This window comes from Bacillus cereus group sp. BfR-BA-01311 (assembly GCF_022664295.1).
GTDB lineage: Bacteria > Bacillota > Bacilli > Bacillales > Bacillaceae_G > Bacillus_A > Bacillus_A cereus.
In genome coordinates this window covers 26,628-48,553 of the sequence record NZ_JAKUHC010000024.1, presented here as the reverse complement: position 1 = coordinate 48,553, position 21,926 = coordinate 26,628, and the positions used below count along the sequence as shown (strand labels likewise).

Here is a 21,926-nt window from a genome sequence, read left to right as displayed (position 1 = left end):
GTTCATCCTGAGCCAGGATCAAACTCTCCAATAAAGTTAGTTTGTCTAGCATCTAAAATAAAAATTGACGTTTCACGTTGTTTGTTTCGTTCAGTTTTCAAAGAACTACTTCGTCGCTCAGAAGCGACTTTATCAATATAACATTTCGTTATATTTTCGTCAACAACTTTTTTCAATAAGTTGTTTTTCGTTTGTTTTGTTTGTTACCTTTCGTGGCAACGAATATAAATATACCAGTTTGATTATTAAAATGCAATAGTTTTTCTAATAAAATTTTTAACTTAGTAAAAAAGTATAAAAACAGCACATTTCTTCTATATAAATATAATTTCTCACACTATCAAGATTTACTATACCCACGCAACTCATGCTCAAATAAAAAAAGCTTTGGAGAAATCTCCAAAGCTTAGTCTTGTTTATGGCGCATAGCAGGGAATAATAATACATCACGAATAGATGGTGCATTTGTTAATAACATAACTAGACGATCAATACCGATTCCTAATCCACCCGTAGGAGGCATACCGTACTCAAGAGCTTCAATATAATCGTCATCCATCATATGAGCTTCATCATTACCTTGTTCGCGCTCTTTTAATTGCGCTTCAAAACGTTCTTTTTGATCGATTGGATCATTTAACTCAGTGAATGCATTTGCATGTTCACGCGCAACGATAAATAATTCGAAACGATCTGTAAATCTTGGATCTTCATCATTCTTTTTCGCAAGCGGCGAGATTTCTACCGGATGACCGTAAATAAATGTTGGTTGGATTAATTTATCTTCTACTTTTTGTTCGAAGAATTCATTTATAATATGACCAACTTCCATTGTATCTTTAATTTCTACATTATGTTCTTTTGCAAGCTCACGCGCTTCTTCTACACTCATCGGATTCCAGAAATCAGCTCCAGAGTATTGCTTAATCGCATCTACCATATGAAGACGTGTCCATTCTGGTTCTAGATTAATTTCATAATCACCATACTGGATTGTTGTTGTACCCAGTACTTTTTTCGCGATATGAGCAACCATATCTTCTGTTAACTTCATAATATCTTTATAATCAGCGTATGCTTCATATAATTCAATCATCGTAAACTCAGGGTTATGACGAGTTGATACACCCTCATTACGGAATACACGGCCGATCTCATATACTTTTTCCAAACCACCCACAATAAGACGCTTTAAATGTAGCTCAATTGCGATACGCATATATAATTCCATATCTAACGCATTATGATGTGTAGTGAAAGGACGCGCAGAAGCTCCACCTGCAATTGCATGCATCATAGGTGTTTCCACTTCAAGATAACCGTTGTCATCTAGGTATCTTCTCATCTCACGAATGATTTTACTACGAGTAACGAACGTTTCACGACTTTCCATACTTGTAATTAAGTCTAAGTAACGTTGACGGTAGCGTTGTTCAACATCTTTTAACCCATGGTATTTATCTGGTAATGGACGAAGAGATTTCGTTAATAGCGTAAAGCCTGTTGCTTTTACTGAAAGTTCTCCAACGTTTGTTTTGAACACTTTACCTTCAATACCTACTAAATCACCTAAATCTGCTGTTTTAAATAATTCGTACTCGTCATCTCCAACAGCATCTTTACGAACATAAATTTGAACTTGTCCATGTAAATCTTGAACGTGTGCAAATCCAGCTTTCCCTTTTCCGCGTTTTGTCATAATACGACCAGCGATAGAAACAGCGATTTCCTTCTCCTCTAATTCTTCCTTAGAGAACTCTCCATATAGACTCACTAAATCAGTTGTTGAATTTGTGCGTTCAAATCTTTTACCGAACGGGTCAATTCCTTGTTCACGTAAATTATGTAGCTTTTCACGACGAACAATCAATTGGTCGTTTAATTCTTCGTGGTTCATGTTATCCATGATATTGATATCACTCCAGCTCTATTTAATTTTACAATATATACAGTATAGCATTTTCTACTCAACTAGAAAAACTGCCAGCAACTAACTGGCAGCTCTTCTTTCTTTCACGTAATTATAGGAAGTGTATAGAAGAATGTCAATCTCCTATGTCCATTATTAACCAACGTAAATTGTTTGTTGTTTCGCTTCCACTTCTTCTACAAATGTACCTAACACATTCGCAAGGTCTTCCCGTGTGTTACAAGCATTAATACCATTACGTACACTAGCATTACCACGAACACCTTTTAAATACCAAGCTGCATGTTTTCTCATCTCTCTTACAGCGACACTTTCGTTCTTCAAGTCAATAAGACGATCTAGATGTAACATACATACATCAATTTTCTCGCGCACTGTTGGTTCCGGCATTAATTCACCTGTCTCCAAATACTTTACCGTACGATAAATCATCCACGGATCTCCAAGAGCCGCACGACCAATCATAACACCATCTACACCAATTTCATCAAGCATACGCTTTGCATCTTGCGGCGTTGCGACATCACCATTTCCGATAACCGGGATATTTACAGATTGTTTTACTTGTTTAATAATATCCCAATCCGCTTTTCCTTCATACATTTGCACTCGTGTACGTCCGTGAACCGCCACAGCTTGGCCACCAGCACGCTCAACAGCCCTAGCATTTTCTATTGCGAAAATATGTTCTTCATCCCAACCGATACGCATTTTAACTGTAACCGGCTTTTCTACAGCATCTACAACCGCTGCTACCATTTCATATATTTTATTCGGATCTAAAAGCCACCTTGCCCCCGCATCACATTTAACGATTTTCGGCACTGGACAACCCATATTAATATCAATTATGTCTGCTGTCGTATATTTATCTACATATTTCGCAGCATCTACAAGAGTTTCTTTCTCTCCACCAAAAATTTGTAAACTTAATGGCTTTTCTCTCTCGTCGATATATAACATATCTAATGTTCTTTTATTATTAAGTAATATTGCCTTATCACTTACCATTTCAGCACAAACTAAGCCGGCACCAAATTCTTTTACTGTTAAACGGAATGCAGAGTTACACACTCCCGCCATCGGTGCTAGTACAACCGGATTTTTCATCTCGATATTTGCAATCTTTAACAATCAACCTACTCCTTCCTGTACAATCACTTTGGCATTAATTCCTCTATCGAAACATTTAATGCCTTAGCAACTTCTACTACAAAATCTTGAGAAGGCGATCTATTCCCTCTCTCAACCTCACCTAAAACAGATACAGATACCCCTAGTTCTTTAGCAAAACCTTCTTGTGTATAGCCTTTTAGCTTTCGAAAAGCACGAATGCGTCTTCCCCATTTTTCTGCTTCCATACCGTTACTCCCTCTCGCCTTTTCATTTCTTCTACTTGTGAACGTGAAATGTTTTGTTTTATGTCTTGATTAATCTCTAACAACGGAACGATAACAAAAGCTCTTTCAAACATCCGCGGATGCGGAACAATAAGATTCTCTGCTTCAATATTCTCTTGATTATAAAGTAAAATGTCAAGGTCGATAGTCCTCGGCCCCCACCTAATTTCCCTTTTTCTTCCTAGGTCATTTTCTACTTTTTGTGTTACTTTCAATAACTCTTGTGGTGATAAATTGGTAGAAATTTTTATAACTAAATTTAAAAAGCAACTTTGGTCAGTATAGCCAACTGGCTCAGTTTCATATACAGATGAAATATCATCAACCTGAATATAAGGATTTTTATTTAAAAACTGAATCGCTTCAGTTAGATACGTATAACGCTCTCCAATATTTGACCCTAATGCAATGTAAGCTATATTGTTCATGGACGTTCTCTCGTAATTTCTACTGCTACAGCACGATAATGACCCGGTATCGGTGGATCCGGCTTAATTACCTTAATTGTACAGCGTGAAATACTTTCATATTGTTTTAATATATCTGCAGCAATATTTTCAGCGATACTCTCCACAAGCTTATACTTTCTATCCTCAACAACTTTTCTACATAATTCGAAAAGCTCTCCATAATTGACCGAATGCTCTAAGTCATCACTTTCCCCTGCAAGCTTTAAATCCAACTCCACCGTTAAGTCAACTTTAAATCTCTGACCTAATTTATTCTCCTCTGGGAACACACCATGATAACCATAAAACTCCATATCATGGATATAAATTTTATCCAATTACCTTACCCCCTTACCAATCATCGCATCCATCATTTTAGCCATACGCGCCATTTCTTTCACATCATGGACACGAACAAACTCACAGCCCTTTTCAATCCCAAGACAAACGGTAGCTCCTGTTCCCTCAAGGCGTTCCTCCACTGGCAAATCTAATACGTGCCCAATAAAGGACTTTCTCGAAGTACCTAAGAGAACTGGATAACCTAGCACATTTAACTGTTCTAAATTACGCATCGCCTCTAAGTTCTGCTCAGGTGTTTTAGCAAAACCGATACCTGGATCTAAAATAATATTCTCATCTGGCACACCAGCATTTTTAGCAATTTTAATACTGTCATACAAATCAGCAATCATATCCGCCATTAAATTACGATAATTCATATTATCGCGGTTATGCATTAAAATGATAGGTACATCATAATGAGCTGCGACTTCAGCAATTTTTGGCTCCGCCTTCGCTCCCCAAATATCATTAATAATATGAGCACCAGCCTCAATTGCTTGCTTTGCAACTTCAGCTTTATATGTATCGATAGATATAGGCAATTTTACTTCTTTTGAAACTGCTTGAATCATCGGGACAACTCGCTTTATTTCTTCTTCTACTGATACTTTAGCAAAACCTGGGCGAGTAGATTCGCCACCAATATCAATAATATGAGCACCTTGACCTTGCATTTCTTTTGCGTGACGTACCGCAGCATCTACCTCGTTGTAACTCCCACCATCAGAAAACGAATCTGGTGTTACATTTAAAATCCCCATAATTAATGTTTTTTCATTTAAATTCAATGTATATTCGCCGCAGCGCAAATCATAATCCCACTTCAAACTACACATCTCCTCTTCGTAGTTCATTTCTGCTCCATAATTTCTCTCTTTGCATTCCATAAAGGTACATTAAACTTTTTGTAACCACTCCTACTTTACCCGGGAAATCCTGCGCTTCTATACGATAAAGCGGAACAATTTCTTGAATGGAGTTTGTTACGAAGACTTCATCCGCTGAAAGTAGCTCATTTTTTGTAAAGAAACCTTCCTTTACTTCTATATTTAATTCTTCAGCACTCTTTATAATAAACGCACGAGTGATACCATTTAAAATCCCTGTCTCTAACGAAGGTGTATATAAAACATCACCTTTCACAAAAAATAGATTCGAAACAATGCCCTCTGCAACATAACCTGCTTCAGTGAGGAAAATACCTTCCTTACTCACAACATTTCCAATTTCACGCTTCCCTAAAATATTATTTAAATAGTGATGAGACTTCAGGCGAAATGTCCCTTCCGGTGTATTTCGCACTTGTTTTAGAATAACACCTTCTTTTTCCACTACATCCCCTGGAGCTGTTAAAGGTTTTATAAAAACAATAACAGAAGGCTCTTCATACATTTCCGTTTGTAATCCTATTTCATCTATACCCGCCGATACATTAAAACGTACATATGCATGCTTCAATTCATTCTTAGCGAGTAAATCTTTCAAAATAAGCATCACATCATTTTTTGTCATTGTCCATTTAATTTGCAATGTATCCAGCGCCTCTATTAAACGGTTATAATGATCATCCAATAAGAAAGGATGACCATTATAAATACGAAACGTTTCAAAAACTCCAAGACCATATAAATAACCATGATCATAAGGAGAAATTCTCGCTTCACTTGCTTCTACATACTGACCATTTACGTAAATTAACATAATGTCGCACTTGGACTGTATTTACGAATGAAATTCTGCAACAGCTCTTTCCCATGAGAAGTCATAATAGATTCTGGATGGAATTGCACACCCTCTATCGGCAATGTCTTATGACGAAGTGCCATAATTTCCCCTTCCTCTGTCCAAGATGTTACCTCTAAGCAATCGGGTAACGTCTCTTTCTTAACAATAAGGGAATGATAGCGCGTCGCAGTAAACGGATTAGGAATATCCGAAAAAATCGTCTTTCCATCATGATGCATAAGCGACGTTTTTCCATGCATTAATCGGTCTGCACGGACAACCTCTCCACCAAACACTTGTGCAATGGATTGATGCCCTAGACAAACACCAAAAATCGGAATCTTTCCAGCAAAGTATTTAATAACTTCCATACTAATCCCAGCTTCATTAGGACTGCACGGACCTGGAGAAATCATTAGAAAATCTGGTTTCATATTCTCAATATCTGAAATAGTCACTTCATCGTTACGTTTAACAACGAGCTCTTGTCCAAGTTCTCCAAGAAACTGCACTAAATTAAATGTAAAAGAATCATAATTATCAATCATTAATATCATTTCTCTCACCTAACCGTTTCTTCACTACGTTCTTTTGCACGCCATAAAGCAATCGCCTTTTTTAACGACTCTTTATATTCATTTTCCGGATTTGAATCAATTACAATTCCCGCCCCTGCTTGTACATGAGCTTTTCCATCTTTAGCAAGAAGTGTTCTAATTACAATATTCAATTCTGTATCTCCAGAATAACCAATCCAACCGATTGAACCTGTATAAATCCCTCTTCGAACAGGTTCTAATTCCTCAATAATTTCCATCGTACGTATTTTTGGGGCACCAGTAATTGTTCCCCCAGGGAATACAGCCTTCACTAAATCAAAAGCATCTTTATCTTCTTCTACCTCACCACGCACATTAGAAACAATATGCATAACATGTGAGTATTTCTCAATTACCATAAATTCATCTACTTCTACAGTGCCATATTTACAAACACGTCCTAAATCATTTCTTTCTAAATCCACAAGCATTACATGCTCTGCTCTTTCTTTTTCGTTCTCAATTAATTCTCTTGCTAATTCTTCATCCTCTTGCTCATCCGCGCCTCTAGATCTCGTTCCAGCAATTGGTCTTGTACTTACTTCAGTTCCTTGTTTCTTAATTAACAACTCTGGCGATCCACTAACGATTTGAAAATCCCCAAGCTCCAGGTAACCCATATATGGAGATGGATTAATTTCACGAAGACTTGTATAAATTTCTAGTGGGTGTGTCTGTAACGTTCTTTCTTGTCTCGTCGACAAGTTTACTTGGAACACATCACCCGCTCCAATATATTCTTGAATACATTCAACTGCCTTCATAAAGCCAGCTTCAGTAAAAGCAACTGCTTCACTTTTCTTTTCAGGACTTTCAAAGGGCACGGTCACTTCAGGCGCTTCTGTCATCCAAAGACTCTTCCACTCATTTAGCCGTTCTTTCGCCTCTTCATATTCATCTACATAATGCGTAATAACCCATAACACTTGTTCTTTTTGATCATAGACAAATACGTCATCAAATAATAAAAAGAAGATGTCAGGTATATCAATATCATCTTCCGCAAGAGAAGGCAGCTTTTCAATATAACGGATACAGTCATAACTGAAATAGCCAATTGCACCACCTTGAAAAGGCGGATACTCTGGGTTATAGTCCGTCTTCCATTGTTCCATATATTCTTGCATTAAATCTAACGGATTCCCTCGTTTTATTGTTTCCTTACCACTTTCACTTATATGTAACATTTCACCCTTCCCTCGGATTACCGCTACTGGGTTCAGCCCTACAATGTTATAACGACCGCCACGGCCGCTTTCTAACAAAATATGTTGCGATTTACCCTGAGAAAGAAATTTATATTGCTTAAAGAAATCTAACTGATATGGAATAGAAAGCGCTAAAGATTTTCTTCGTTGCATATCAACACCCCGTCTTCTTTTATCCCACCCTCTTAGATAAACCAGCTCAAACTACATAAGTTATTTATATAGAGATTGATTATACTCGAAGGCTAGTGAAAATAATTTAATTATACTACCTCTTATTTTACATGAAGTTTTCTAGTCATTCACTCTTTTCCTATTTCCAATCCCAAAAGAAAAAGCACCCTTTTTCAAGGATGCTTTTTCAATCGCGTTTAATTAGGATTCAAATTGATAAAGTGGTGTACTTAAATAACGTTCACCGTTACTCGGGATAATAACAAGTACCTTTTTCCCTTTACCTAACTTTTTCGCAACCTCTGTTGCTGCATAAATAACTGCGCCTGAAGAGATACCAACTAAAATACCTTCCTCTTTAGCCACTCTTCTCGCATATTCAAATGCTTGCTCTGTTTTCACTTGAATAATTTCATCATATACTTCTACATCCAACGTCTCCGGAACAAATCCCGCCCCAATTCCTTGGATTTTATGTGGACCTGGCTTCCCACCAGATAATACTGGTGAATCTGCAGGTTCTACTGCATAAATTTTAATATCTTTATACGCTTCCTTCAGTACTTCACCAGCACCAGTAATCGTTCCACCTGTACCAATACCTGCAATAAACGCATCTAATTGGTCGCCCATTTGTTCAATAATTTCTGGACCTGTTGTTAAACGGTGAATTTCTGGATTCGATTGGTTTTTGAACTGTTGTGGTATAAAGTAGCCATGTTCTTTTGCTAATTCAGTCGCTTTACGAATTGCTCCACCCATTCCTTCAGGCCCTGGAGTCAATACTAATTCCGCACCGTAAGCACGTAATAAATTACGACGCTCAATACTCATTGTTTCTGGCATTACTAAGATTGCATTATATCCTTTAGCAGCCGCTACCATCGCTAAACCAATTCCTGTGTTACCACTTGTCGGCTCAATGATTGTATCGCCCTCTTTTAATAATCCCTTTTTTTCAGCATCTTCAATCATAGCTAATGCGATACGATCTTTAACACTACTCCCCGGATTCATAAATTCTAATTTTAAGTATATATCTGCGCTGTCTGATTCTACGATGCGGTTCAACTTAACGATCGGCGTTTTCCCGATTAATTCTGAAACTGATTGTGCCACTCGCATTCCTGTCACTCCTAACACCGAGTATTTTTATTGGTTTTATCTATATTTAGATTTTGTCAGAAAATTCCCTGTTTGTCAATTCATTTGGAGGATTGCTCCTCTTAATTCCCTTATTACAAATTCTCGATTAAATTTGTAATATCTTCTTTAGAGAACTTGTATCGTTCATTACAGAAATGACAGTGAACTTCTGTCTCTTCCTCTTCTTCACGAACTTGCTCTAACTCTGTTTTACCTAAACTAATTAATACACTCTCAATACGCTCGCGTGAGCATGTGCAATTAAATTGAACATCCATTGTTTCTAATACTTTTACTTTATCTTCTCCAAGAACTGCATATAGTAGCTCTTCCGGAGAAAGACCTTGTTCAATCAACGTTGATACAGGTGGAATCTTTTGTAAACGGTCTTCAATAAATGAAATCGTTTCATCTTGCGCACCCGGCATAATTTGAAGGATGAATCCACCTGCCGCTAATATGCTATCATCTCCATTTACAAGAACACCAACACCTACAGAAGAAGGCGTTTGTTCAGAAACTGCAAAATAATACGTAAAGTCTTCTCCTAATTCTCCTGAAACGATTGGAGATTGACCAATAAACGGCTCACGCATTCCAATATCTTTAATTACAGTTACAAACCCCTCTGTACCTACCGCTTGATATACACGTAACTTCCCTTGTTCTGTTCCTTCAAAATCAACATGCGGATTCGTTACATAACCACGTACATCTCCATTTGCATGAGCATCTACTAAGATAGGGCCAATTGGACCGTTACCTTCTACCTTAATCGTTAACTTTTGCTCGCCCTTTAACATTGCGCCCATCATTGTACCCGCAGTCAAAGAACGCCCTAGTGCTGCTGAAGCTGTTCTCCATGTATCATGACGTCTTTGCGCCTCACTTACTGTATTTGTTGTACGCACACTATACGCACGCACTTCTCCATCAAATGCTAACGCTTTTACTAAATAATCTTTCATACGTATTTATTCACCTTTCTCATGCTGTAAATTTGCATTACGTTCATATAACATATACAAACCTTTTAACGTTAAAAACGGATCTACAATATCAATTACATTCGATTCTTCGGAAATTAATTTTGCCAATCCACCTGTTGCAATAACTTTAGGTTCTTGTCTAGCTTCTTCTTTCATACGCTTAACAATACCTTCCACTTGTCCAACATAACCATAAAGAATACCAGATTGCATCGCACTTACTGTATTTTTCCCAACAACACTGCTTGGTTTTGTAATTTCGATACGAGGAAGTTTTGCTGCTCTGCTATATAAAGCCTCTGCTGAAATCATAATTCCTGGCGTAATAACTCCACCCATATAATGTTTTTCTTCGTTAATATAACAATATGTAGTAGCCGTACCAAAATCAACAATAATGAGCGGACTTCCATATAAGTGGATTCCTGCTACTGCATTTACAATTCGGTCTGCGCCTACTTCACGCGGATTTTCATATTTAATATTTAGTCCTGTTTTTATCCCAGGCCCTACTACAAGCGGTTTAATTTTAAAATATTTTTCACACATGCGCTCTAAAGCAAACATAATTGGTGGTACGACTGAAGACACAATAATACCTTTCACATCTTCAAACGAAAGACCCTCATGCTCAAGCAATTGCTTTACAAGCATTCCATATTCATCTTCTGTCTTATGACGATCTGTTTCCATGCGCCAATGCTGACGAAGTTCCCCCTCTTCAAACACACCTAGTACAGCATTTGTGTTCCCTACATCCAATACAAAAATCATATTCTCACCACTTATCTTATTTAATCTATATTTGTGCAGTATGTATAAAACTTATAAAAACATCATATCACACATACTTATATAATCAGCTTTCCTATCCTCATCATTTTACAAAAAGATTGCTCTCTATTTCAATTTTTAATACTAGTTTTACTTAAATTACTTTATCCACTAAGTTCTCAATAGTAATTAACAAAGATTTTAACAAACAAAAAAGGAGTGACGATAGTCACTCCTTCACTTCTTACTTATCTTCTTTATCTTCATCGTCTTTCTTCATGTTGATGTTTACTTTCACATCATCTGAAGATGTTGGACGTTCTGGCAATCTGCCGTAATCACATAAATGATTGATTTGCTCTGCATCTAACGTTTCTACTTCAAGTAACGTTTGTGCGATAATATCTAGTTTATCACGGTTTTCAGTAAGAATTTGTTTTGCACGAGCATAACATTCTTTCATAATTGATTGCATTTCCATATCGATTTCATGTGCAATCGCATCACTATAGTTTTGTTCTGAGTGGAAGTCTCTTCCTAAGAACACTTGACCACCTTGCGAGCTACCAAATTGCATCGGTCCAAGTTTGTCACTCATACCAAATTCCGTAACCATACGTCTTGCAATACCAGTCGCACGTTGGAAGTCATTATGAGCACCTGTACTCACTTCACCAAATACAATCTCCTCAGCTACTCGGCCACCAAGTAAACCAGTGATTTTATCAAGTAACTCTGGTTTCGTCATGAAGTAACGATCTTCTTTCGGAAGCATTACCGCATATCCACCAGCCTGACCACGAGGGACAATTGTTACTTTATGAACGACATCTGCTTCATCGAGAACAACACCAATTACAGTATGACCTGCTTCATGGAAAGCAACGATATTACGTTCTTTTTCAGAGATAACACGACTTTTCTTAGCTGGACCTGCAATAACACGATCCGTCGCTTCATCGATATCACTCATATCAATTTTCTTCTTATCTTGACGTGCAGCTACTAAAGCAGCTTCGTTTAATAAGTTTTCAAGATCCGCACCAGAGAATCCTGGTGTACGAGTCGCAATTGCTCTTAAATTAATATGCTCATCAAGTGGTTTATTACGCGCATGTACTTTCAGTACAGCTTCACGGCCATTTACATCTGGACGATCTACTGTAATTTGACGGTCAAAACGACCTGGACGTAATAACGCTGGGTCAAGAATGTCTGGACGGTTTGTCGCAGCAACGATAATAATACCTTCGTTTGCACCGAATCCATCCATTTCAACAAGTAATTGGTTCAATGTTTGCTCACGCTCATCATGACCACCACCAAGACCTGCGCCACGTTGACGACCTACTGCATCAATTTCATCAATGAAAATGATACAAGGAGCATTTTTCTTTGCATTTTCAAATAAATCACGTACACGTGATGCACCGACACCGACAAACATCTCTACGAAGTCAGAACCACTGATAGAGAAGAATGGAACGCCAGCCTCACCTGCAACAGCACGTGCTAATAAAGTTTTACCTGTACCTGGAGGTCCAACTAATAGGACACCCTTTGGAATACGAGCACCAACTTCAGAGAACTTACGAGGGTCTTTCAAGAATTCAACTACCTCAACAAGTTCTTGTTTCTCTTCATCCGCACCAGCAACATCTCTGAAACGAACTTTTTTCTTTTCATCATTATATAACTTCGCCTTACTTTTCCCGAAGTTCATAACACGGCTACCGCCGCCTTGAGCTTGGTTTAATAAGAAGAAGAATAAAATGAAGATGATGACAAATGGAATGATTGAAGTAAAGAATGTTACCCAAGCACTTGTTTCTTCTGCTGGTTGATACTTAACTTCGGCACCTTTCGCTTTATCATTAATTTTCTTTTGTAATTCCTCAGTATTTGGTGCATAAGTAACAAATTGTTCTCCTTGGCTAGAGTTATTAAATTGTCCTTTTACCTCAAATACACCATTTTTCGGTTGAAGTTGCACATTACGCACTTCACCGCTTTCTAGTTTAGTAATGAATTTGTCGTAGCTAACTGATGTCGTTTTTTGTGTCGAACCATTAAAATAGCTCACGATTCCAATTACTACTAAGAATATCAGTAAATAAAAGATGGTATTACGGAAGATACGATTCATTCCTAACCTCCTCTCACGGCATAAACACTATAGTAAATCGTAACATAGAAAAACTTTCCTATACAATTGTGAAGCCTATATTTAATTAATTTGAGTAAACGCTTGGTTTTAATACGCCTACATAAGGAAGATTACGGTATTGCTCTTTATAATCTAATCCATATCCTACTACAAATTCATGTGGAACAGTAAATCCAACATAATCCGCTTTCAAATCAACCTTACGGCCTGTTGGCTTATCTAATAATGTAACAATTTTTACAGACTTCGCTTTACGATATTTGAATAAGTCTACTAAGTAGCTTAGTGTAAGACCACTATCAATAATATCTTCGACGATTAAAATATCGCGACCTTCTACAGAAGTATCAAGATCTTTTAAAATTTTCACTTCGCCTGTTGAAACTGTAGAGTGACCGTAACTAGATACAGCCATAAAATCCATTTCAAGATATGTATCTGTTCTCTTTAATAAATCTGCCATGAATGGCATTGCGCCTTTTAGTACACCAATTGCAAGAGGTACTGTGTTTTTATAATCCTCTGCAATAATTGCACCTAGTTCGCGCACCTTTTCTTGTATTTGCTCTTCAGAAATTAATACTTTTTCGATATCTTGATTCATCATTTCATTATCCTCCCGGAAGACTCCTTGCTTTTGTAGTGAATAATCATATATTTATCCTTCTTTGCCATCTCTTTCGAAATTGCAAATGCAGATCGTTTCAACAAGGGTACCCAAATAATAGTCCCACTTGCATCACAAACGACCGGCCATTCTTCTCTTTTTTCTTTCGGTACTTTCGCTTCGATAAAAATAGCTTTTATCTTTTTCGTGCCATTCATACCTTGTATTGACATGCGATCTCCATTTTCTCTAGAACGAATACGAAGTGGATATGATATATCATTATACTTAGCAACAAATACTGTTTCATTCATGTTACTTGGTATATCTTCGCTCACCTCTGTTACAAATTCATCCCCGTTCAATAGCGTAATGGTCCCGGGTACTAATAAATCTTGTGAAAAAGGAGAGACAATTTCTTGTTTAAATCTAAAGCTACACTCCTCGTATGAACGAACAATTTTCAAATCACCCGGAAAATCAAGTGAACCTGAAGGTTGTGTCCGCTTAAAAAACTCAATCAACTTGTCAATATGTATAGAAGAAAGAGAAGATGGAATCTTATATTCATAAAGATAGTTTAATATTAGTTGAATCCCTCTTCTTTGTAAAGGCATAGACATGGATTCAAAGGCAGGAATTGATAAGCTAATTTGTTTATCACTTTTTTTTGTAATTACTTTATTCATTTTCTCAAAAGCTAATTCCTGCAAATAAGCCTCATCCTCTTGCATCTGCACGCTAAATTTTTGGAATTTCTCATGCATTTGTGGATTTTCTTCTTTCAAATGAGGAAGGACATATTTACGTAATCGATTCCTTGTATATACTTCCTTTTTATTACTCGGATCTATACGTGGCATTAAATTTAGCTTATTACAGTAATCAACAATTTCTTCCTTCGTTACGCCAAGTAACGGCCTAATTAAATATCCATTATGAAAAGGACGCTTCACTGCAATTCCTGCATATCCTTTCGGAGTACTCCCTCTTACAAGACGCATTAAAATTGTCTCGACTTGATCATCTCCATGATGTCCAAGAGCAACATATCTCGCATCATATTTCTTCATTATTCTTTCCAAAAATGCATATCTGCATTCTCTCGCAGCAACCTGTGCATTCATTCCGTATTGCTGTTGATATTGTGATACATTAATCCTTATCGTTTCACAAATAATTCCCAGTTCTTCACAAAGGCCCTGCACAAACTGTAAATCCTCATAAGATTCATCACCTCTAAACATATGATCCACATGAGCAACTACAATTTCCAACTGTTTTTCCGCTCTTTTTTCTAATAAATAATATAAAAGCGCTAACGAGTCAGGACCACCAGAAACTCCCACAACAATTGTTGAATCATTCTTTAATACATCATGCTGCTTTACAAAGTCATCTACTTTTTCAACAAATGTATCTTTCAACTTCGCAATCACCTTTCATTAAACAAGAACAGCAACCTTAGTCACCTTGTCTACAATGGTACAACTTTTACAAACATTGTGCAAAAAAAAGATATACAAAAATTACATTTTTATCTTACATCCTCCGTGTATATTCACAAAATTAATAACATTACCTTTTCCCACAAAAAAACCTAGGTATTCACCTAGGTTTTTAAAATCAAATTATAGATAAACATTCCACTTATATTTTACTGCGCCTGCATTCCTACAATCGGAATCGTAGCCCACTTCGGCATATTTTTCTTCACTTTTGCCACTACAATAGTCATATCATCATTTATATAACCATCACAAGAGCGAATCACTTCTTCCATAATGATATCAGCAATTTCTTGCGGGTCTTCGGTTTGCAATTCTTTAATTTTTCGTTTCATCCACAATTCATGATTCTCCACATGCTGTGCTCCTTCAAAAATCCCATCGCTCATCATAATAAGAATATCGCCCGTTTTTAATTGTTCACCCACCACATCAACTTCAACATCTTCGATGATTCCCATCGGCAAATTACTTGCTTCAATTTTCAAAATATTATTTGCGCGTTTAACAAAACTCGGCGTCGATCCAATCTTTAAAAACCTTGCACTCGCATCCCGCAAATCTACCATAGCTAAATCTAATGTCGTAAACATTTCTTCTGTCGTTCTCAAAGAAAGAATTGAATTGATAGACTTAATTGCTATTTCTTCATCAATGCCTGATTGGAGTATTTTTTGTAATAATTTCACCGTTTCCTTACTTTCCATATGAGCTCTTTGCCCATTACCCATACCATCACTAATCGCAAGTGCATATTTACCAACACTTAAATCCATCATCGCATAAGAGTCACCCGAAACAAATCCACCGCCTTTTGCAGCTGTAGCCAATCCTGTATCAAGAGAATACGTCTTCGCCGAACCAAATGATATTAAACTATGGCCATTTGGATAAGAAGACTTTTCTTCATGTTTAACGACAATATTTTCTTTAAGGATATCTGAAAGCATCGGTGCAACTAACTTTTCACACTCACCATGTTCATTAGATGCAACTGGAATTAACATTTCAATATCAATACTTCCTCTATCTAAACAATAAATATCAACATGCTCTACTTCGACACCAAAATCTCGGAACGCTTGCATAATCTGTTCTTCCTGCACTTGATGATTTTCACGCTCTCGTTGTATCTCCTTAGCAAAATCCTCCATAACCTTTGATACACCTAATAGTTGCTCCGCTACTATTCTACGATTTTCCTTCATTTGTTTTCGTAATTTTTGTCCCTCATAGAAGTGATCTAATTCACCGGCTACTAAATCCGTCACTTTTTTCCCTCTCACACAATGCTTGTCCCACTCACGAACTAATTTACGATTATGTTGCAGGGTTCCTTCTTCCGTTTCATTCATTATTTGTTTCATATAATCGTACGTTTTATCAAAATTCACTACCCAGCATTGATCCTTTTTAAAGCATGTTTGACATGTTTTCGCAGTAATTGTACTCAAAAACAAATCTGCTTCTGTCTCTTTATCTTCTTCCTCTACATACCCATATACAGAAAAGCTATTAGATAAAGCAGCAAATACATTTGCAAATTGGTTGATTTTATTTGCTGTAACATCACGCATCCTTCTTAAATATTGTTGTTGATCTTGCGAATGCTCTTGTGTACCTGGCATAAATTTAGCAATACGATCCAAAACAAGCTTCGGTGTTAATAAGAAGATAACAATCGCTACACCTGACTCAATTAAAGTTGTTACAATATTTGTCTGTTTGTCTACATATAATGTAATTAAGCTTGTCCCAATTAATAAACCTAAACTAACACCTAAACGCTTTCCTTCTTTTAACAATCCACCAAGCAATCCAGAAAAAGCAAGAAGGCTAAGCTGAGACAAGCTAGACACATTTGCTAAACTTAATATTAGTCCTGTTACAACCCCCACTGTAGACCCTGTGGCAGCACCCGCAATAAATGCAAATACTAGCACTAAATACCTTGTAAAAATATGTTGAATAGAAGCATCATATACAAACCAATCTGTTGTACCCGTTAAAACAGATGCTAGTAATATAATCAAACAAACAATTTCTTCCGTCTCTAATGCCTGTTGTTTTCCTTTCCTTTCCACTAAAAGTGGGACACTTTGTAAAAATATCATAGTTAATACAAAACTAAGCCCAGCCTCAATGGTACTAACGAGTAAATCGTACATGGTGACAGTTTGTTGCGCAAAATATACAACAACTAAGTGTGCGGTTAATGCGGAGATAAATACTTGAAATGGAACAAGTCCAACAGTTTTACGTGTAAATCGACTAAAGAAGATATTATAAATGAAGAAGGTAAAGATAGATGCAAAGGTAAAAAACAAATTATCTATCGATACTGAAAGAGCTCCTCCCATTAGAGCTAAAAATGCTAGCGGCATCTTATCCCGCTTCATAACATAAACAGCAGCAAAAAATGGCAGTGCAAACGGTAAAATATTTGTTAATATATATGCTCGTCCCAAAAGAAAACCAATAACAACAATAATAAATCCCCATCTAAAGAAAACTTGCTCAAATTTCATTCGCAACTTACTCGTCCACTTTATTCCATCAAGCTGACTCTCATTCATTGCCAATGCACTTGTATTCATAGTATTCCTTCCTGCTTTAGGCATATTTTTAACACCACCTGCATAGTTTAATTACTGTCATTATAAAAGATGATTGTTGGTTTTTTTGTCAAAACAACAGTTTTCACTTTTATAATCGTTCGACTTTTTATTCGAAATAACTCTACAGATATACAGGGTATGTAAGTTATTTTCGATATTTTAATTAAATATTCAGAAAATATAGGGTGATTTTGTAGAAGTGTTGTATATCTTAATTTATTTAACAAAAAAAGATCATGCAAATTTGCATGATCTTTTTAGATGACCCGTACGGGATTCGAACCCGTGTTACCGCCGTGAAAGGGCGGTGTCTTAACCACTTGACCAACGGGCCGTTAAATTAAATATAGCGGCGGAGGGGATCGAACCCCCGACCTCACGGGTATGAACCGTACGCTCTAGCCAGCTGAGCTACACCGCCATGTCGTCTTATTTAACGGACAATTAGTATCTTACATCAGATACTAATTAAAGTCAACACATCTCAAAAACTTTTTTGAAAATATTTTTTACATATAAAAAAGCACCCTGAGACATTACTCTGGGTACCTCTCTATATGTTAAAAACTAAACGTCCTTATTATCCGCGACGCGCGCCACGGCCACCACGTTTAGACTCTGTGTTACGCTTTAAAGAAGTTAAACGATCTTCGCTATCTTTTAAGAAGCGTGCCATCTTTTGCTCAAATGTTTCTTTCGGAGCTCGGTCGTTACCGCCACCGCGATTATCTCTGTTGAAAGAGCGATTATTACGTTGTGGACGTCCAGAACGTTGTTGATCACCACCGCGTTGGTATTCACCACGTGGACGATCTCCTTCTGTTTTTTCACGTTCTTTCGCTTTTTTGATAGATAAACCAATCTTTCCATCTTTTTCAACATTAATAACTTTTACTTCTACTTGGTCGCCCACTTTTAAGTGATCGTTAATATCTTTTACATAGTTATCAGCAACTTCACTAATATGAACAAGACCCGTTAAGCCCTCTGGCAGCTCCACAAAAGCCCCAAAATTTGTAATACCTGTTACTTTACCCTGTAACTTGCTGCCTACCTCGATTGACATAAAAAAAATGCTCCTCCTTAGTGGTTAAAAAGTCAAATTTTACTTTATTATATATAATCCTAAAATATAGTGTCAATAAGACATACTCTACTTAGAAACAGGAAAAATTATCTCCCCTTTACCAGAGAAGAAATAATCCCTTCTAGCAATCTTTAATACGTACTCTTCATCATTTAACTTTTGAACTTCGTCTTTTAGACTTTTTTCTTTATTCGTTAATGAATCCAGTTCTTTTTTCATGTCCTTAACTTTTGCTTCTTTTGCTTTAATGGAACTGTTTTGTTGATAAAACGTTACACTAATACTCGCAATAATTGTAAAAGTAAAGACAAGAAAAACCGCTAAACGGCGATAAAGTCGCTTCCTGTTCTCATCCGTTTGTATTATATGCTCTTTAACAGGATTTGGACTCTGTTTTTCGATTGTTCTTTGTCTCAGTTCCCTCATTTCCGAGGTCCCCCTAACTTCTTTTTTATATGCTCCCATAGTTGGAAGATATGTCCCTTCAATTTTGCTATATATTGCAGGAACCCTATATGTTTCACTATAAAAAGTTTAACACGATTAGGGAGAAGTTTCCATATGAGCGAAGCAATAAATCGAACAGGCCAGAAAAAAACTTTCCATATGAAAAGTAATATCCAAATCACCATTTTCCATAACACATGTCCAATTGAAAGCAGTATACGAAATAAGAATAATATAAATGCAATAAATAGCTGCGCTATAATAATAACAGGTTTTATCATGAGTAGCTGTATAATTCGAACAAAAAAATATGTTGTTTGCATAAAAATATAGATGAGAAAATTTAACAGCTTCATGTATAGTGCCTTCAATAAGCTTTGATATGCCGCAAAACCACATAATAATGCCAAAAACACATATATACGTAGCTCAGCTTCATTTACGAGAAGCAATACATAAAAGACGAATAATGCTTGGACAATCCAAAATAATATATCATGTATAAATACAAGCCAACGTTTACGTTCTTGGCGCTTTAAAAAACGTTGATATGTATCTAAAGACGCTCCAATCCAAGCACCCATTCCAATCATTGAAAGCATTGTATACAACTGAATTGTTAAGCTCATTTAAACAACTTACTAAAGAAACCTTTAGTTTTTTCCCCTTGATTTTCATCAATATACAGCATCTCATTAACTTTCCCTTTAATCGACACAATACCTTTTTCCACATCTAAATTTTTCATTTGTAAATTTTGACCACGAATCGTTAAAAAACCCATTACGGTCTCTAGTAAAAACTCTTCGCTATCAAAACTCTCTACCTGCTTCACACCGGTAATATCAATTATACGCCTGCCACGCATAATAATGTCATGCTCTACAGAAACATTTTGTTGATTAGAAGACGTAGGTGAGTAACCATTATTCACGTAAATCCCCCCATAGGTTTTTACTAGCTAATAGTAATGTATGAGGGGATACATGATTTTAGAACAAGCCTTCTTCCGCTTTTACTTTTTCTTCACGAACTAAGCTATACATATTTGCTGCATCTTCTTTTTTAGTTGTTTCTTTTAATTCATTTATTTTCACAGTCACTATTTTTTGACCAAAACGAATTGTTAATTCATCAGCTACTTTCACATCAGAACTCGCTTTTGCCACTTGACCATTAATAGATATTCTTCCTTGATCAGCTACTTCTTTCGCTAATGTTCTTCTTTTAATTAAACGTGATACTTTTAAAAACTTATCTAGACGCATATCAAATCCCCCTATTAACGCTCTGTTTGTTTCGCTTCTTCCCATAAAACATCTAACTGTTCTAATGATAAATCTTTCATCTCTTTATTCATTTCAGCTACTTTTGCCTCCATGTATAAAAAACGACCAGTAAATTTCTCATTAGTTGAACGTAACGCCTCTTCTGGATCTATTTTGTAATGACGAGCTATATTAACAAATGCAAATAGTAAATCACCAAACTCACCCAGCATCTTTTCCTCATCCATATTTGTAACCTCTTGTTGGAACTCTTGCCATTCTTCCAAAGCTTTCTCTATCATCGGTTGCACATCAACCCAATCAAATCCAACCTTACCAGCTTTCTTCTGAATTTCATAGGCGCGTAGTAACTGTGGCAAACTTTTTGGAACGCCATTTAAAACAGATTCTTTCACGAATCCTTTTTCTTGTTTTTTAATTTCTTCCCAATTTGCAATCACTTCATCAGCGCTGTTTACATCCGTATTTCCAAACACATGCGGATGGCGACGAACCATTTTCTCAGATAGAGTTCGAATGATATCATCTATAGAGAACCAACCTTCATCTTCTCCGATTTGAGCATGAAGCATAACTTGTAATAATATATCACCTAATTCTTCTACTAAGTGATCATCATCCTCTTCATCGATTGCTTCCAACACTTCATAAGCTTCCTCAATTAAATATTTCTTTAATGATTGATGTGTTTGCTTTTTATCCCACGGACAACCATTTGGACCACGAAGTTCCGCAATAATTTCTCTAAGAACATCAAACTGTTGATACAAGGACGCACGCTCCTGAACTGGCGGCACGTACACACTCGTTAAATTATTCAATTCCGTTTCATGATCTAACATGTACAACGGTACCTTCTTTACTTGTTCAAATGAAGTTCCTGCAGCTGTTACGATATACACTTCATAATCATCTGGTAACATCTCCATTAATGTTAATTTCACATCAGATGCAACGAATGCATCATATACTTGGCAAAAGATTAAATGTTGACGCAGTTCTAATTGCCCTCTTTCAAATGATGTAGCATCAAGTAATTGGAATCCTTCAATCGGATCAATCTTTAGACTTGCAAACATAGGATCAAGGAAACTTTGTCCACCCTCAATTCGCACTTCAACATTTGAAACTTCTCCTTTTTCTAACAGCAGCTGAACTGTTCTTTCTGCTACAAGTGGATGCCCGGGAACAGCATAGATAATTTCTGTACCTTCAGCTTGTTCTAGCAATTTATTCGCAATTGTTTCATATACAATTTCAAACGTATCATGCGCTTCATATACAGCATCAAAAGACGTATATTGTACGCCTTCTTTCTCCAATTCTTCTATAACTGGATGTTCCTTCGTTCTAACAAACAGATGGTCTGCTTCTTTTATTTTTCGATATACACCCATCGTTAGCTGATCTAATTCACCAGCTCCTAAACCTAAAATAGTAATGATTCCACTCACAACCAGTCAC

General features: G+C 36.6%; 22 protein-coding genes and 2 tRNA genes. All 24 read right to left on the bottom strand.

Going from position 1 to position 21,926, the window contains the following annotated elements:
• Positions 1 to 406: 406 nt before the first annotated feature.
• The 24 genes from lysS to yabN all read right to left on the bottom strand — a co-directional run bounded on the left by lysS (position 407) and on the right by yabN (position 21,916).
• The gene (gene lysS / locus MR136_RS27465; RefSeq protein WP_000369668.1) at positions 407 to 1,906 is read right to left on the bottom strand and encodes a lysine--tRNA ligase; all 1,500 of its coding nucleotides are present in this window, start codon (positions 1,904 to 1,906) and stop codon (positions 407 to 409) included.
• Between the two features lie 159 nt (positions 1,907 to 2,065).
• The gene (gene dusB / locus MR136_RS27460; RefSeq protein WP_000912251.1) at positions 2,066 to 3,064 is read right to left on the bottom strand and encodes a tRNA dihydrouridine synthase DusB; all 999 of its coding nucleotides are present in this window, start codon (positions 3,062 to 3,064) and stop codon (positions 2,066 to 2,068) included.
• Positions 3,065 to 3,087: 23 nt separating this feature from the next.
• Entirely contained in the window at positions 3,088 to 3,291 is a 204-nt protein-coding gene (locus tag MR136_RS27455) for a helix-turn-helix domain-containing protein (protein ID WP_000387031.1), read from the bottom strand.
• The gene (folK, locus tag MR136_RS27450; protein WP_001059450.1) at positions 3,243 to 3,758 is read right to left on the bottom strand and encodes a 2-amino-4-hydroxy-6-hydroxymethyldihydropteridine diphosphokinase; all 516 of its coding nucleotides are present in this window, start codon (positions 3,756 to 3,758) and stop codon (positions 3,243 to 3,245) included. Before folK ends, MR136_RS27455 begins: the two co-directional genes overlap by 49 nt.
• The gene (gene folB, locus MR136_RS27445) at positions 3,755 to 4,117 is read right to left on the bottom strand and encodes a dihydroneopterin aldolase (RefSeq protein ID WP_017673494.1); all 363 of its coding nucleotides are present in this window, start codon (positions 4,115 to 4,117) and stop codon (positions 3,755 to 3,757) included. Before folB ends, folK begins: the two co-directional genes overlap by 4 nt.
• Positions 4,118 to 4,978: a dihydropteroate synthase gene (gene folP, locus MR136_RS27440; RefSeq protein ID WP_002164656.1), complete on the bottom strand. Its 861-nt coding sequence runs from the start codon at positions 4,976 to 4,978 to the stop codon at positions 4,118 to 4,120.
• Entirely contained in the window at positions 4,953 to 5,825 is an 873-nt protein-coding gene (gene pabC, locus MR136_RS27435) for an aminodeoxychorismate lyase (protein WP_017673493.1), read from the bottom strand. Before pabC ends, folP begins: the two co-directional genes overlap by 26 nt.
• Complete coding sequence (gene pabA, locus MR136_RS27430; RefSeq protein ID WP_000602293.1) at positions 5,819 to 6,406, bottom strand: aminodeoxychorismate/anthranilate synthase component II; 588 nt, start codon at positions 6,404 to 6,406, stop codon at positions 5,819 to 5,821. Before pabA ends, pabC begins: the two co-directional genes overlap by 7 nt.
• A gap of 5 nt (positions 6,407 to 6,411) precedes the next feature.
• Complete coding sequence (gene pabB, locus MR136_RS27425) at positions 6,412 to 7,809, bottom strand: aminodeoxychorismate synthase component I (RefSeq protein WP_098771332.1); 1,398 nt, start codon at positions 7,807 to 7,809, stop codon at positions 6,412 to 6,414.
• A 222-nt stretch (positions 7,810 to 8,031) separates the two neighbouring features.
• Positions 8,032 to 8,955, bottom strand: a complete 924-nt coding sequence (gene cysK, locus MR136_RS27420) for a cysteine synthase A (protein ID WP_001261712.1) — start codon at positions 8,953 to 8,955, stop codon at positions 8,032 to 8,034.
• Positions 8,956 to 9,068: 113 nt separating this feature from the next.
• On the bottom strand, positions 9,069 to 9,944 hold the full coding sequence (hslO, locus tag MR136_RS27415) for a redox-regulated molecular chaperone HslO (RefSeq protein ID WP_000656372.1): 876 nt from the start codon (positions 9,942 to 9,944) through the stop codon (positions 9,069 to 9,071).
• 6 nt (positions 9,945 to 9,950) lie between these two features.
• On the bottom strand, positions 9,951 to 10,739 hold the full coding sequence (locus MR136_RS27410; protein WP_000578368.1) for a type III pantothenate kinase: 789 nt from the start codon (positions 10,737 to 10,739) through the stop codon (positions 9,951 to 9,953).
• 244 nt (positions 10,740 to 10,983) lie between these two features.
• On the bottom strand, positions 10,984 to 12,885 hold the full coding sequence (ftsH, locus tag MR136_RS27405) for an ATP-dependent zinc metalloprotease FtsH (protein ID WP_001079674.1): 1,902 nt from the start codon (positions 12,883 to 12,885) through the stop codon (positions 10,984 to 10,986).
• A gap of 85 nt (positions 12,886 to 12,970) precedes the next feature.
• A complete protein-coding gene (gene hpt / locus MR136_RS27400; protein WP_000981842.1) occupies positions 12,971 to 13,513 on the bottom strand; it encodes a hypoxanthine phosphoribosyltransferase in 543 nt (180 codons plus the stop codon).
• Positions 13,510 to 14,940 (bottom strand): tRNA lysidine(34) synthetase TilS, encoded by a 1,431-nt coding sequence (tilS, locus tag MR136_RS27395; protein ID WP_000655463.1) that lies wholly within the window; start codon positions 14,938 to 14,940, stop codon positions 13,510 to 13,512. Before tilS ends, hpt begins: the two co-directional genes overlap by 4 nt.
• Before the next feature lie 230 nt (positions 14,941 to 15,170).
• Positions 15,171 to 17,642, bottom strand: a complete 2,472-nt coding sequence (gene spoIIE / locus MR136_RS27390) for a stage II sporulation protein E (protein WP_001123541.1) — start codon at positions 17,640 to 17,642, stop codon at positions 15,171 to 15,173.
• Between the two features lie 259 nt (positions 17,643 to 17,901).
• Positions 17,902 to 17,973 (bottom strand) — tRNA-Glu (locus MR136_RS27385).
• A 13-nt stretch (positions 17,974 to 17,986) separates the two neighbouring features.
• Positions 17,987 to 18,060, bottom strand: a tRNA-Met gene (locus MR136_RS27380).
• A gap of 159 nt (positions 18,061 to 18,219) precedes the next feature.
• Complete coding sequence (locus MR136_RS27375; RefSeq protein WP_000021451.1) at positions 18,220 to 18,705, bottom strand: S1 domain-containing RNA-binding protein; 486 nt, start codon at positions 18,703 to 18,705, stop codon at positions 18,220 to 18,222.
• An 87-nt stretch (positions 18,706 to 18,792) separates the two neighbouring features.
• Positions 18,793 to 19,152, bottom strand: a complete 360-nt coding sequence (gene divIC, locus MR136_RS27370; RefSeq protein WP_001208739.1) for a cell division protein DivIC — start codon at positions 19,150 to 19,152, stop codon at positions 18,793 to 18,795.
• A complete protein-coding gene (gene yabQ, locus MR136_RS27365; RefSeq protein WP_000059772.1) occupies positions 19,149 to 19,802 on the bottom strand; it encodes a spore cortex biosynthesis protein YabQ in 654 nt (217 codons plus the stop codon). The genes divIC and yabQ overlap by 4 nt, the downstream gene beginning before the upstream one ends.
• A complete protein-coding gene (gene yabP, locus MR136_RS27360; protein ID WP_001059104.1) occupies positions 19,799 to 20,107 on the bottom strand; it encodes a sporulation protein YabP in 309 nt (102 codons plus the stop codon). The genes yabQ and yabP overlap by 4 nt, the downstream gene beginning before the upstream one ends.
• A gap of 58 nt (positions 20,108 to 20,165) precedes the next feature.
• Positions 20,166 to 20,441: an RNA-binding S4 domain-containing protein gene (locus MR136_RS27355; protein WP_001234876.1), complete on the bottom strand. Its 276-nt coding sequence runs from the start codon at positions 20,439 to 20,441 to the stop codon at positions 20,166 to 20,168.
• A gap of 14 nt (positions 20,442 to 20,455) precedes the next feature.
• Entirely contained in the window at positions 20,456 to 21,916 is a 1,461-nt protein-coding gene (gene yabN, locus MR136_RS27350) for a bifunctional methyltransferase/pyrophosphohydrolase YabN (protein ID WP_000014239.1), read from the bottom strand.
• Between the last annotated feature and the right edge of the window lie 10 nt (positions 21,917 to 21,926).